The organism is Pantoea vagans, from assembly GCF_001506165.1.
Classification (GTDB): Bacteria; Pseudomonadota; Gammaproteobacteria; order Enterobacterales; family Enterobacteriaceae; genus Pantoea; species Pantoea vagans_C.
Genome location: NZ_CP011427.1, coordinates 2,186,429 through 2,200,079, shown reverse-complemented (window position 1 = coordinate 2,200,079; position 13,651 = coordinate 2,186,429). Strand labels below are relative to the sequence as shown.

Here is a 13,651-nt window from a genome sequence, read left to right as displayed (position 1 = left end):
GACTCTATGTCCAAATATTACGCGGCTGAAGCAGAGGATAGACCATTGCCCCTCAACAAAAATTCAATTTCGTGCTGAAAATATTTTAGCGCTGAACAGGAGTGTGTCGCGAAGTTGAAAAGCGGAATTTTATCATAGAATTAGCCGCGTTATTTTGCCAGGCTAAACAAAGATGAATCACAGACTCGCGTGTGGGTAAGGAACCGCTATGAAATCAGGACGCTATATCGGCGTGATGTCCGGCACCAGCCTCGATGGCGTGGATGTGGTGCTGGCGGCTATTGATCAGCACATGGTCGCGCAACAGGCCAGCTATTGCCACCCGATGCCGCAAGAGATCCGCCAGCAGGTGTTGGCGATTTGTCAGGGCCAGTCACTCACCTTGTCCCAGCTTGGGCAACTCGATACCCGCTTGGGCAAGCTGTTTGCTGAAGCGGTATTAACCCTGATGCAGCAAGAGTCGCTGGAGGCCAGTGACATTATGGCGATTGGTTGCCACGGCCAAACGGTGTGGCACGAACCGCAAAGTGACGCACCCAATACGCTGCAAATCGGCGATAGCAATCAGATAGCCGCTGCAACAGGTGTCACGGTGATTGGTGATTTCCGCCGCCGTGATATGGCGTTAGGTGGGCAGGGCGCACCCTTGGTACCTGCTTTCCATCAGGCACTGTTAATGGATAGCGTTGAGCGGCGCATGGTATTGAATATTGGTGGCATCGCCAATTTATCCTTACTGATTCCCGGTCAGCCGGTGCGCGGATTCGATACCGGGCCAGGTAATATGCTGATTGATGCCTGGATTTGGCGCCACAAAGGGTTAGCCTACGATAAAGATGCGGATTGGGCGCGCAGCGGACAGGTGGTTCCCGCACTGTTGGAAGAGATGTTAAATGATCCTTGGTTTGCCCTGCCGCCGCCAAAAAGCACCGGTCGCGAATACTTCAACCTCGGTTGGGTCGAACGGCAACTGCAGCGTTTCCCTGCGCTGGCACCCCAGGATGTGCAAGCCACACTCAGTGAACTGACCGCGCTCACTATCGCGCAGCAGGTGCAACTGAATGATGGCTGCGATCGTCTACTGGTGTGCGGGGGAGGCGGACGAAATCCGTTGCTGATGGCGCGTCTGGCTGCGCATCTGCCCGGTACGGAAGTGGGTACCACCGATGCGGCGGGTATACGCGGTGATGATATGGAAGCGCTGGCGTTTGCCTGGCTGGCCTATCGCACATTATCGGGCCTGCCGGGCAATTTGCCTGCGGTGACGGGTGCGCGGGAAATGAGTGTGTTGGGCGCGATCTATCCCGCCAATACCCGACCAACACGTTAAGGAGTGAAAGATGAAAAAAATCGTTATTTTAGTGGGAAGTCTGGTGATGTTGAGTGGCTGCGGTATGCTGCACAAACAGGAACAGGCACCTCAGACGTTACGTTATCAGTGCGGCACTTTGCCCCTGACGGTCACGCTGGACAATCCAAAGCAGCAGGTTAGCTTTATTCTGGATGGCAAGCCGCTGACGTTAACGCAAACCGTGTCAGCGTCAGGGGCGCGTTACAGTGACGGGACCTATGTCTTCTGGTCAAAAGGCAACGGCGCTTTTGTTGAGCGTAATGACAAAATCGTGATTAATGACTGTGAATTGCAACATGCGGATGCGTCCGCCCAGTAACCAAGAGAACCAGCATGAGCGACAGTGACAGCTTGCAAAATATTGCCCATCTGCGTCGTGAATACACCCGCGGCGGGCTGCGACGTAATGATCTGCCAGACACGCCTCTGGCACTGTTTGAACAGTGGTTAAAGCAGGCGTGTGTTGCGCAGTTGCCCGATCCTACGGCCATGACGGTGGCCACGGTGGACAGCAATGGGCAACCCTATCAGCGCATTGTGCTGCTCAAGCACTATGACGATCGGGGAATGGTGTTTTACACCAATCTCGGCAGCCGTAAAGCGATGCAATTGGCGGATAACCCTCGCATCTCGCTGCACTTCCCATGGCACTATCTTGAGCGCCAGGTGATGGTGCTGGGAGAAGTGGAGAAACTGACGCCCTTGGAAGTGCTGAAATACTTCAGCAGCCGCCCGCGTGACAGCCAGATTGGCGCCTGGGTTTCAAAGCAGTCGAGCCGTATCTCGGCGCGCGGTGTGCTGGAGGGCAAGTTCCTGGAACTGAAGCAGAAGTTCCAGCAAGGTGAGGTGCCGCTGCCCAGTTTCTGGGGTGGATACCGTGTCAAATTCCACACCATGGAGTTCTGGCAGGGGGGAGAACACCGTCTGCACGATCGCTTCCTCTACCAACGTGAAGGCAACGGCTGGACGATTGACCGCTTAGCGCCTTAAAACTGCGTTTTACCCCCTATCAACGCTGGCGCAGTTGGCGTCAGCGCTTTATGCTATACGCCTCTTTTTTTTCGTATCCGCATCTCAGCGGAAAGCTGTGTACCAGCCTAGGTGCAGTCTGATCAATTTGGAGTCAGTGATGACCAGCAGTAACCTGATACAACAATTGCAAGAAAGGGGCTTAGTCGCCCAGGTAACGGACGAGGAAGCGTTAGCAGAGCGACTGGCGCAAGGGCCAATTGCACTCTATTGCGGATTCGATCCGACCGCTGATAGCTTGCATTTGGGCCATCTGGTGCCGCTGCTCTGCCTGAAACGTTTTCAGGACGCCGGACACAAGCCGGTCGCGCTGGTGGGTGGTGCCACCGGTCTGATTGGCGACCCCAGCTTTAAAGCAGCAGAACGTAAACTCAACACCACCGATACCGTGGGCGAATGGGTTGAGAAAATTCGTCACCAGGTGGCGCCTTTCCTTAACTTCGATTGCGGTGATAACAGCGCCATCGCGGCCAATAACTACGACTGGTTCGGCGGCATGAATGTGCTGACCTTCCTGCGCGACATCGGCAAACACTTCTCTGTTAACCAGATGATTAACCGCGAAGCGGTAAAACAGCGTCTGAACCGTGAAGATCAGGGTATTTCATACACCGAGTTCTCTTACAACCTGCTGCAGGGTTACGATTTTGCAGAACTGAACAAGCGTTATGACGTGGTGCTGCAGATTGGCGGTTCCGATCAGTGGGGCAACATCACTTCGGGTATCGACTTAACTCGTCGTCTGCATCAACAGCAAGCCTGGGGCCTGACGGTTCCTCTGATCACCAAATCAGACGGCACCAAGTTCGGTAAAACCGAAGGTGGCGCGGTCTGGCTCGATGCCAAGAAAACCAGCCCGTACAAGTTCTACCAGTTCTGGATTAATACCGCGGATTCTGACGTCTATCGCTTCCTGAAGTTCTTCACCTTCATGAGCATTGAAGAGATCAATGCGCTGGAAGAAGAAGATAAAAACAGCGGTAAAGCGCCACGCGCCCAGTATGTGTTGGCAGAGCAGGTGACGCGTCTGGTACATGGCGAAGCGGGTCTGACAGCAGCGAAACGCATTACTGAAAGCCTGTTCTCTGGCAGCCTGAGTGAGATGACCGAAGCGGACTTCGAGCAGTTAGCGCAGGACGGTATGCCGGTGATCAATCTGACCGCCGATGACGATCTGCAGCAGGCGCTGGTTGCCGCTGAACTGGTGCCTTCACGCGGGCAGGCGCGCACCATGATCGGCTCTAACGCGGTGTCTCTGAACGGTGAAAAACAATCTGATGCCGAGTATCGTTTCAGCGAGAGTGACAAACTGTTTGGTCGCTTTACGCTGTTGCGTCGCGGTAAAAAACACTACTGCCTGATAAACTGGCAGTAAGGTTCGAGGGCCGGTTTCCGGCCCTTTTTTATGGCAAGGCAGTACAGGGCAATAATGAAAAATATCCTCGCAATCCAGTCTCATGTGGTTTACGGCCACGCTGGTAACAGCGCCGCCGAATTCCCAATGCGTCGCATGGGCGCAAACGTTTGGCCGTTGAACACGGTTCAGTTCTCGAATCACACGCAATACGGTCACTGGACCGGCACCGTGATGCCCGCTACCCATCTGACGGATATCGTCAAAGGTATTGCGGCGATCGATCGCCTGAAGACCTGTGATGCGGTGCTGAGTGGTTATTTAGGTTCTGCGGAGCAGGGCGAGCAAATTTTAGAGATCGTGCGCCAGGTAAAAGTGGCCAACCCGAATGCCTGGTTCTTCTGCGATCCGGTGATGGGGCATCCTGAGAAAGGCTGTATCGTGGCGCCAGGCGTTGCGGAGTTCCACTGCAAGATGGCGATGCCCGCCAGCGATATCATCGCACCAAACCTGCTGGAACTTGAAATGCTCAGCGGCCATGAAATCGCCAACGTTGATCAAGCGGTGGTGGCGGCTCGTGCATTAGTCGCACAAGGCCCGAAAGTGGTGCTAGTGAAACATCTGGCACGCGCCGGACGTCGAAGTGACCGCTTTGAAATGCTGCTGGTGACGGCTGACGAGTGCTGGCACATCAGTCGCCCGCTGGTGGATTTTGGTGTGCGCCAACCGGTCGGTGTGGGCGACCTCACCAGTGGTCTGCTGTTGGTCGACTTGCTGCACGGTAAATCACTGCAGGATGCGCTGGAACACGTGACGGCAGCGGTATATGAAGTGATGCTGAAAACCCATGAAATGGGTGAGTACGAGCTGCAGCTGGTGGCAGCACAGGATGCGATTGCCCAGCCAACCCAGCATTTCGCCGCAGAAAAGCTGTAAGGGCGGCCTTGGGGTTATAACAGCCACTTGAGCGCTTATATCGGTGCGCATGAAGGTGCAAACCGGGCACATAGGTAACACTTTAGACCGGGCACATGGGTAACAGTTATAAATTGGTATAGCAGAGGAGACTCACTATGCCCTGGACTGAGACTGTTACCATGCAACGCCTTCATTTCATCCTCGCCTGTCAGGCAGGCGAGAAATCCATGACCGAGCTTTGCCACCTTCACGGCATTAGTCGAAAAACCGGCTATAAATGGCTTAAGCGATTTAATGCTGAAGAGCTCTCCTCTGTTGAAAATCGCTCCCGTGCCCGTCTCACGCAGCCAGAAAAAATCCCTCCGGATATCGCCGGACAACTCGTCCTCTTTCGCCAGCAGCATCCCGACTGGGGGCCTAAAAAAATTCGCCACTGGTTCCTCAATAACAACGCTGACTTCATCGTTCCCGCGGCCAGCACGATAGGGGACCTTTTGAAAGAAGAAGGGCTGGTTTCTCCACGGATAAGGCGCAAGCGTACGCCGGGAAATCTGAACGAACTCACCGATGCGAACAGGAATAATCACGTCTGGAGCGCTGACTTTAAGGGCCGCTTTCGCCTGAAAGACGGCAGCTGGTGCCGCCCGTTCACCCTCACCGACAACCACAGCCGCTACCTCCTGTGCTGTGAGCCCGGCACGTCAGAGACCACGACATTCGTGCGTGGCTGTATGGAAGCCGCCTTCCGCGAAGGTGGACTCCCCGACATTATCCGCACCGATAACGGCTCTCCCTTCGTCGCGCCGGGCATCCTGGCGCTGACACAGTGGAGCGTGTGGCTGATGAAGTTGGGTATTAAAACAGAAAGAACCACGCCGGGATGTCCGGGGCAAAATGCCCGTCACGAGCGCATGCATCTCTCGATGAAGACCGCGATGAGCCACCATGATGTGTTTGGCTCGCTGTCGGAACAACGGGTGTGGTGTAACGGATGGCGTAATGAGTTCAATCGGGAGAAGCCGCATGAGGCTCATGGACAGGTACCGCCCGCAAAAATATGGGTGCCCTCACCGCGAAGTTGGGATGGAAAAGTGCCTGAGGTGAACTATCCGGAGGGGGCAAAGCTATATAAAGTCGGAGAAAAAGGTGACCTGAGCCTGAACGGGCGCACGTTCCTGAGTTCGGCATTACGGGGTGAGTACGTGAGGTTCCTGGAAGTGGATGACGGAGTTGACGTCATCCTCTTCGACAGGGTGATACTGGCGTATTATGACCGGGCAGAAAAAAGTATTATTCGAATCGACTGAGCACAAAAGTGTTACCTATGTGCCCGGTCTGATCTGTTACCCATGTGCCCGGTTGTACCTGAATGCGCACCCTACAACGACAATATGAACTCATTCTAAGGTCGCCATTGATGGCGACCAAAACGCGAGCCCTTAAGACAGTCCTTCCGCTTTCAACGCTGCCTGCACTGCAGGACGTTCAGCGATCCGGTTAAACCACGCTTCCAGCGCATCCAGCCCACTCAGATCCAGCTTGATGGCTTTTGCCCAGCGTGTCACCACGAACAGATACACATCGGCAACGGTATAACGCAGGCCCATCAGCCACTGCTTATCTTCCAGCGCTGCATTCACCGCCTGATATTTCTTCTCAAGCTGCGCACGGACAATCGCTTTGTACTCTTCTGGCGTGTCCGGACGGAACAGTGGAGAGAAAGTTTTGTGCAGCTCACTGCTGACAAAACTCAGCCATTCCAGCGTGTGATAGCGTGTCAGGCTACCGGTGGGTGCCAGCAGATTACGATCCGGTTTGAGATCCGCCAGATACTGCACAATCGCCACGCCTTCGGTCAGCAAACTACCATCATCAAACTGCAGCGCGGGAACCTGTCCTTTCGGGTTAATCTGCCAGTAATCTTCTCCCAACTCGGTGACTTTCTTCTGCAGATCGACATTCACCTGCGTAAAGTCCAGCCCGCATTCACGCGCAACGATGTGCGGTGACAGCGAACAGGCACCGGGCTTGCAATAGAGTTTCATCATGGCTTCTCCTGGAGTGTTGTAGTGATCGAAACAGCATAAATCTGCAAAAAAATTTTACCAGTGACAGCGATCAGGAATCACCGTCTGGGTTGCGCTTTTCTGCCGTGAAGCAGGGAAGCGAAGGCAACTGCTCAAGGGCAAAATCCCAAAATTGACGGACCTTGGGTGTCATATTCTTCACGCGCTGCGCCACCAGTTGGACCGGCAAGGGCGCGGGTTCCCACTCAGGTAATAAACGGACCAGCTTTCCGTCATGCACGTCATCCAGTACCTGATAAGAGAGCAAACGTCCGATGCCCTGGCCGCCGCGCAGTGTTTCCAGCTGGCTGGCAATATCATTAACACGTAAACGGGGGAAAATTCTCACCCGGAGATCGTGGGCGAAGCGCCACTCTCGCGTGTGGCGCAAGCTGGTGATCAGCGCATGTTGCTGAAGTTCAGCTGGATGAGTGGGCACACCGGCCCGCTGTAAATAATCGGGACTGGCGACTAGCGTAGAACGCACGCTCCCTACCTGGCGCGCCACCATTGAGGAGTCCTGCAGCTCACCTATGCGCAGGGCGATATCCAGCCCGTTTTCAATCAGATCCTGATAGCTGTCGCTGAGCACCACTTCGATTTGCATCTCCGGATGCTGCTGCAGAAACGCATTCACCAGTGGCATCACGTGGAGGCGACCAAAAGGAACGGGCGCGGTGATGCGTAACAGCCCCTGTAAGCCGCTGTGGTGCGCGCTATCCAGCGCCTTTTGATAATCACTCAGCAACTGTTGCGCCTGTTCAAACAGCTGCCAGCCGGCTTCAGTGGGTGCCAACTGACGGGTGGTACGCTCAATCAGTGTGGTACTGAAGCGTGATTCCAGGGCATTCAAGGTGCGCGTGATCACCGGAGGAGATCGCTGAAGAAGGCGTGCAGCGCCTGCCAGGCTACCTTGCTGAATCACCGCGACAAAAATCTGTAGCTCTTCAAACCTATCCATGATGATGCCAGCTCGGTTAACAGGGTGCCGTCATCATGCGTTTAATGAGATAAAAAGCGAAGCTTTGGTAGCAGGAAACGTTAAAGAAGCGGGAAGAAAAGGCGGGGGATGTTAAAAAGCCGGGCATTTGCCCGGCTTTCTGGTCTCAAACCTTATTACTGATTGGCGTTAGCGCTTTTCAGTTCCGGTTGAGTAGCATCATTTTGCGTCATGCGATTCAGCAGTGGCGCAGTGATCAGCATCAGGATGGCGATAGCGCCTGTAGCGATACCAATCTGCTGGAACACGTGGCTATACACAGCCAGCGAGGCATGTGGGTCAGTCACATCATTTGGTACTGCCATCAGGTTGGCCACTTTACCGGCAATCATTGCTGCGCCAGCGGTGGTCAGGAACCATGAACCCATGATGAAGCCCATCAGACGCTGTGGTACCAGCTGTGCAACCATCGCCAGACCCAGACCCGAAATCATCAACTCGCCAATACTCTGCAGCGCATAACTGATGATTAACCAGTTAACTGAAACGATACCGGCATCGTTAGCGAATTTGGCGCCAAACGGCAACACCAGGAAGGCGGCAGAACACAACACCATACCAATCGCGAATTTGTGTGGCATCGGCAGTTTGTCGCCCAGCTTGTTATAAACCGCAGCCAGAATCGGGCTCGCCAGCATGATCCAGAACGGGTTCAGCGCCTGGAACTGCTCTGGCTCAAAGGTGATACCCAGAATCGCATGCTCAACGTTGCGGATGGCAAAGAAGTTCAGCGAGGTTGGCATCTGCATGTACAACACGAAGAAAACAATCGCTTCCAGCATCAACAGGAAGGCGACGATCATTTTACGACGTGCGGCTCCTCTCAGCGCAAAGGCTTCCTTGGCAAACACCAGCACGATACCGATGGCAATCACGCCCAGCGCCATACGCGCGATGCTCTGGTGATGCAACAGCCAGGCGGCGATGGCAATCAGGACCACCACGGCAACCAGCGTCATCAGCAGCTTGCTGACATTCAGCGGGGCGAAGTCTGGTTTAGAACCGTAGTTTTTTCACCAGACGCTGGCAGAACAGGAAGTTCAGTAGCGTAATCACCAGCCCAACAACCGACAGCGAGAAGGCCGCGCCCCAGCCGTAATGGGCAGCCAGCCACGGAGTCAGCATCATGGAGAACAGCGAACCGATATTGATCGACATGTAGAACATGGTGAAAGCACCGTCGATACGCGGGTCATCTTTCTCATAGCACGTTGAGAGTAGAGACGATGGGTTCGCTTTAAACAGGCCGCTACCGACGGCGATGGTCGCCATACCCGCGTACACCATGGCGGTATCGTGGCCGGAGAAGGCAATCAGCGAATAGCCTAATGCCAGTACGATGACGCCGAGAACGATCACACGTTTGGTACCCAACACTTTATCGCCCAACCAGCCGCCGATGGCGACCATACCGTAAACCAAGGCGCTGAAAGAGGTGAACAGGGTGATGGAGTCCGCTTCGGTCATCCCCAGTTGTTTCACCAGGTAAACCGCCATGATGGCTTGCAGACCGTAGTAGCCAAAACGCTCCCACAGTTCGATGGAGAAGATCAGATAAAACGCTTTCGGTTGCTTGAAGGCGTTGAGGCTTACTGCCTCGTCAGTGTGTTTGTTTGCAGTTGACACGTGTACCTCAGTTTATACATAGCCTGTTTTACGACAGGAATTAAGTCTGCGTCGGGCTGAGTCATCCCGCGCAACATTGTTATTAGAAAGGAAAAACGGCGCCTAATTTGGCTGAATCAGGCCATCAGGGCAAGCATTTTCTGCACGCTGAAATACTTGTAACAGGTAGGGTTAATGCCGTTATAAGAAGTTGTAAATCAGTGTTAAATATTGCTGAGTGGCATTATATCAGAATAAATCTGTCGGCTGGAGATCTGAAGGATCATTTTCCTGAAATAAACCGCTTAATCGGTATTATACAGAACATAACCCTATAGATGATTATTTATACCGTCATTACGTCCATGCAAGCTTAATATTTGAGCACAATAGGTTGATTAATGAGCGTAAAGCGCAGCCAGAAGTTTCCAATAGTCTAATTTGTTGATCCTGCGCACATAATTGCGAATTAATTAAACCAGTAAAAGAAGTAAACGTTTGCGTAGATGACATCTGGCGAGTAAATCACCGTTAACAGCGTGGTTTAACCGCATAAAATGTAGGCTTGCAGTTAAATGCGCGAATGCGAAAACCTGATTCATCGCGCCGAACTCCGTTTAGACAGCGACTCAACTTTGCTGTAACCTCGTTTTTTCCCTGAAAGGAAGTCATCATGACGCAGTCCGTTCGTGTCGCCCTGATCGGCGATTACCGTGCCAATGCCGTTGCACACCAAGCCATCCCTCCTGCTGTTCAGCTCGCTGCAAAATCGCTTTCACTCCACGTCACCGCCGACTGGATCGCCACCCCTGAAATTGATCAATGCAATTTGGCCAATTACGATGCCATTTGGGTAGTGCCAGGCAGCCCCTATCTTAATGATGAAGGTGTGTTCGCCACGATCCGTTGGGCACGCGAAAACCACAAACCCTTCCTCGGATCCTGCGGGGGGTTTCAGTATGCGATAGTGGAGTACGCGCGCCATGTGTTGGGTTGGGAAGATGCGTCCCACGCGGAAACCGACAAAGAGGGGCGCTGGGTGATCGCGCCGCTGGCCTGTTCGCTGGTGGAACAGCGCGGGACGGTGACCTTCGAACCGGGATCGCGTATCGCGCAAGCCTACGGTGCATTAGAAAGTGATGAAGGCTATCACTGCAATTTTGGCGTGAATCCGGAATTCAGCGCTGCGCTGGCCAGCAAAAACCTGAATATCATCTCGTGGGATTTGGACGGTGACGTACGCGGTATAGAGTTGACCGACCATCCGTTCTTTGTCGCGACGCTGTTCCAGTCAGAACGTGCGGCGCTACAAAACCGTTTGTCACCGCTGGTTGTTGCCTGGCTGCAAGCTGCAGCGCAATAAGCTCAGAGGAAGGCCTTTAGGCCTTCCCTATATTGACTCATCAAAACACAATAAGGGTTTCCGTGCTCGACCCGACTGGTGATAACAGTCGATCGCTGCGCGCCACTCCGTCAGGGGGAATATTTCCACCTCGCCACAATCACTGTTACGCAACAACGGCCAGAGTTGCGCAAACAGGTGCTGCCACTGCGTCATGCCAATCTCACCCAATGTGTGCCGAACATGGAACCAGTGCAGTGCTGGCCGGGCTGCTTTTACCTGCACCGGCTTGCCGCTGAGCACGCCATAAGCGACAAACTGCGCATTTTCATTAAGCTGTTGCCAAATCAACTGCCCGACATCACCGCCCACCGCATCAAACACCACGTCTGTGACAGCGCTGACGGCCTTCAACGCATCTCGCGCTGATTCCTGTATGGGCGTCATACCCATGGCCTGCAAACGTACAGCATGTTCGGCGGCACGAAACACCACCACCACCTGGTTTGCACCCTGACGCAGGGCCCACTGCGCCAGCAACTGTGCGCAGGTAGAACCGCCAGCGGTGATCAACACATTTTTTCCGGTCACGGGCCACTGTTGCAGCATCAATAAGGCGGCAAGCGGATTGATATAGGCGCGGGCAGCAAGCTGATGAGGAATATCGTTGGGCACAGCGATCGCAAGCCGCGCATCAATATCAACATAGCGCTGCCAGCATCCAGCGCCGCGTAACGGTAATACGCGTTGCCCTAAAAGGTGTTGCATCTCTGACGATGCCTCAAAAACGGTGCCGACACCTTCATAGCCAGCCACCAGCGGTGGCGCAACACGATGGCGATAGGCACCGGTAATCGGGATCAAATCGGAAGCGTTAACCGGCGCGAAGTGCATTTGCACGCGCAACATACCCTCGGCAAGCGGGGATAAGGGGGAGGATTCCAGCGTCAGGACTTGGGCAGGATCGCCGAATTGCCGATACCAGAGCGCGAGGTTGCGCTCGGGTAGCGGCGGCAATGCGTCAGAGTTCGGTTTTGGCGTCAAACTCACACAGATCTTCAATCAGACAGGAACCACAGCGAGGTTTACGCGCCACACAGGTGTAGCGACCGTGCAGAATCAACCAGTGGTGGCAATCCACTTTAAAGGCTGAGGGCACCACTTTGATCAGCTTATCTTCCACTTCTTCGACATTCTTACCCGGTGCAAAACGGGTACGGTTGCTGACGCGGAAAATATGGGTATCCACGGCAATGGTCGGCCAACCAAAGGCGGTATTTAACACCACATTGGCGGTCTTGCGCCCTACGCCTGGCAGCGCTTCCAGCGCGGCACGGTCTTCCGGTACTTCACCGCCATGTTGCTCAATCAGAATACGGCAGGTTTTAATCACGTTCTCAGCCTTGCTGTTAAACAGGCCGATGGTCTTGATGTACTCTTTCACGCCATCCACACCCAGCGCCAGTATCGCCGCTGGGGTATTGGCGACCGGGTAGAGCTTAGCCGTGGCTTTATTGACACTGACGTCCGTGGCCTGCGCAGAGAGCAGTACGGCAATCAACAACTCAAACGGCGAGCTGAAGTAAAGCTCAGTGGTAGGGTGCGGATTCTCATCACGCAGGCGTGTGAGAATTTGCAGACGCTTATCTTTATTCACACTGCCTTCCCGGTTTCACCTTGCGGTGCGGCTTCAGGGGCAGCGGCACGATGAGCCGCACGCTGTTTCATCTTTTGATCGATCAGATATTTGCCTGCCAGCAACATTCCCAAACCGATAAAGGCACCCGGTGGCAGCATCGCCAGCAGCATCGGTGAATCGAAATGGAACACCTCAATGCGCAGCGCTTTGGCCCATGGCCCCAGCAGCTGATCGGCACCGTTGAACAGGGTGCCACTACCAATTAGTTCACGAATCGATCCCAGCGTGACCATGGCACAGGTTGCCCCCATGCCAATGGCAAAACCGTCCAGCGCCGAGAGCGGGATGCTGCTTTTTGATGCCACCGCTTCAGCACGACCCACAACGATGCAGTTGGTTACGATTAAGGGAATAAAAATCCCGAGTGACTGATAAAGTCCGTAAGCGTAGGCATTGATCAGCATCTGAACGCAGCTCACCACCGAAGCAATGATCATCACGTAGATAGGAATACGGATTTCAGCTGGCACCCAACGTCGGGAAGCAGAGATGGCACTGTTGGTGATGGTCAGCACCAGCGTGGTGGCAAGACCCAGTCCAAGGGCGTTAGTGGCTGTTGATGTCACGGCCAGCAGCGGGCACAGGCCCAATAGCTGCACCAGGGCGGAGTTATTTTTCCACAGGCCACCGACCAGTAGGGTTTTGGCTTCACTCATTGGGCATCTCCACATTCGGGCAGCGAAGCGAGCTTCGCTGGCAACGTTTCAATCAGCAGGGCAGTGCGTTTGGTGGCATTGACCACCGCGCGTGGTGTGATAGTCGCACCCGTAAATTGGTCGAATTCACCGCCGTCTTTTTTCACGGCGAAATTCTTATCGTCGGCGCCGTGTACCACTTTACCGTTAAAGCTATTAATCCAGTCCGAAATACGCAGCTCGATTTTATCGCCAAGGCCAGGTGTTTCATGATGTTCGACCACGCGCACACCCAGAACTTTGCCATGAAAGTCGGCACCGACCAGCATCTGAATCGCACCAGAATAGCCGTCTGGCGCGGTAGTCTCAAGCGCCGCCGCAACGGGTTGATCGCCTTTGCGTGCCAGATAGAGATGATGGGGTTTATCATTACCCAACGCGGCGGCATCCGTGACCAGAAAACACTCCTGCTGGATGTGGTTGTCATACAGATCGGTCGGCACCACCTGATCGAGCAGGTTTTTTTGCTGTAAGGCCGTTTGGTGCTCCACCGTCGGCTTGGTGACATAGTTCACCACGGCCGTCACGCCGGTGGTGATCACGGCAAATGCCGCCAGCGTGACCGCATTTTTACGAATAGCTTCGATCATCT

13 protein-coding genes and 1 pseudogene are annotated in these 13,651 nt (G+C 54.2%); 7 read left to right on the top strand and 7 right to left on the bottom strand.

The features are described from left to right. Nucleotides 1–208 precede the first annotated feature (208 nt). The 6 genes from anmK to LK04_RS10175 all read left to right on the top strand — a co-directional run bounded on the left by anmK (nt 209) and on the right by LK04_RS10175 (nt 5,959). Entirely contained in the window at nt 209–1,330 is a 1,122-nt protein-coding gene (gene anmK, locus LK04_RS10200; protein ID WP_039334188.1) for an anhydro-N-acetylmuramic acid kinase, read from the top strand. 10 nt (nt 1,331–1,340) lie between these two features. Continuing rightward, nucleotides 1,341–1,670 carry an MliC family protein gene (locus LK04_RS10195; RefSeq protein ID WP_039334186.1) on the top strand — a complete coding sequence of 110 codons (330 nt, stop codon included), beginning with the start codon at nt 1,341–1,343 and terminating at the stop codon, nt 1,668–1,670. Between the two features lie 14 nt (nt 1,671–1,684). Next, nucleotides 1,685–2,341, top strand: coding sequence for a pyridoxamine 5'-phosphate oxidase (gene pdxH / locus LK04_RS10190; RefSeq protein ID WP_039334184.1), 657 nt, complete (start codon nt 1,685–1,687; stop codon nt 2,339–2,341). Between the two features lie 139 nt (nt 2,342–2,480). Further along, the gene (gene tyrS, locus LK04_RS10185; RefSeq protein ID WP_039334182.1) at nt 2,481–3,755 is read left to right on the top strand and encodes a tyrosine--tRNA ligase; all 1,275 of its coding nucleotides are present in this window, start codon (nt 2,481–2,483) and stop codon (nt 3,753–3,755) included. 54 nt (nt 3,756–3,809) lie between these two features. Then, entirely contained in the window at nt 3,810–4,670 is an 861-nt protein-coding gene (gene pdxY / locus LK04_RS10180; RefSeq protein WP_039334180.1) for a pyridoxal kinase PdxY, read from the top strand. Nucleotides 4,671–4,807: 137 nt separating this feature from the next. Next, nucleotides 4,808–5,959, top strand: coding sequence for a DDE-type integrase/transposase/recombinase (locus tag LK04_RS10175; RefSeq protein WP_059109794.1), 1,152 nt, complete (start codon nt 4,808–4,810; stop codon nt 5,957–5,959). A 132-nt stretch (nt 5,960–6,091) separates the two neighbouring features. On the opposite strand, the gene gstA is transcribed toward LK04_RS10175, so the two are convergent. From gstA to dtpA, 3 genes and pseudogenes are all read right to left on the bottom strand, one after another. Then, nucleotides 6,092–6,697 carry a glutathione transferase GstA gene (gene gstA / locus LK04_RS10170; RefSeq protein ID WP_197063381.1) on the bottom strand — a complete coding sequence of 202 codons (606 nt, stop codon included), beginning with the start codon at nt 6,695–6,697 and terminating at the stop codon, nt 6,092–6,094. 73 nt (nt 6,698–6,770) lie between these two features. Continuing rightward, the gene (locus tag LK04_RS10165; RefSeq protein WP_039336858.1) at nt 6,771–7,679 is read right to left on the bottom strand and encodes a LysR family transcriptional regulator; all 909 of its coding nucleotides are present in this window, start codon (nt 7,677–7,679) and stop codon (nt 6,771–6,773) included. A 155-nt stretch (nt 7,680–7,834) separates the two neighbouring features. After that, nucleotides 7,835–9,344 (bottom strand): annotated as a pseudogene (dtpA, locus tag LK04_RS10160) (dipeptide/tripeptide permease DtpA). A gap of 652 nt (nt 9,345–9,996) precedes the next feature. Between dtpA and LK04_RS10155 the strand changes: the two are divergent. Then, nucleotides 9,997–10,686, top strand: a complete 690-nt coding sequence (locus tag LK04_RS10155) for a CTP synthase (protein WP_039336860.1) — start codon at nt 9,997–9,999, stop codon at nt 10,684–10,686. Between the two features lie 27 nt (nt 10,687–10,713). On the opposite strand, the gene LK04_RS10150 is transcribed toward LK04_RS10155, so the two are convergent. From LK04_RS10150 to rsxG, 4 genes are read right to left on the bottom strand one after another with little or no spacing between them, the layout of a single operon-like run. Next, nucleotides 10,714–11,715: a zinc-dependent alcohol dehydrogenase family protein gene (locus tag LK04_RS10150; protein ID WP_231568916.1), complete on the bottom strand. Its 1,002-nt coding sequence runs from the start codon at nt 11,713–11,715 to the stop codon at nt 10,714–10,716. Beyond that, nucleotides 11,687–12,322: an endonuclease III gene (nth, locus tag LK04_RS10145; protein WP_039336861.1), complete on the bottom strand. Its 636-nt coding sequence runs from the start codon at nt 12,320–12,322 to the stop codon at nt 11,687–11,689. Before nth ends, LK04_RS10150 begins: the two co-directional genes overlap by 29 nt. Then, complete coding sequence (locus LK04_RS10140; RefSeq protein WP_039336862.1) at nt 12,319–13,020, bottom strand: electron transport complex subunit E; 702 nt, start codon at nt 13,018–13,020, stop codon at nt 12,319–12,321. Before LK04_RS10140 ends, nth begins: the two co-directional genes overlap by 4 nt. Then, entirely contained in the window at nt 13,017–13,649 is a 633-nt protein-coding gene (gene rsxG / locus LK04_RS10135) for an electron transport complex subunit RsxG (RefSeq protein ID WP_039336864.1), read from the bottom strand. Before rsxG ends, LK04_RS10140 begins: the two co-directional genes overlap by 4 nt. Nucleotides 13,650–13,651 lie beyond the last annotated feature (2 nt).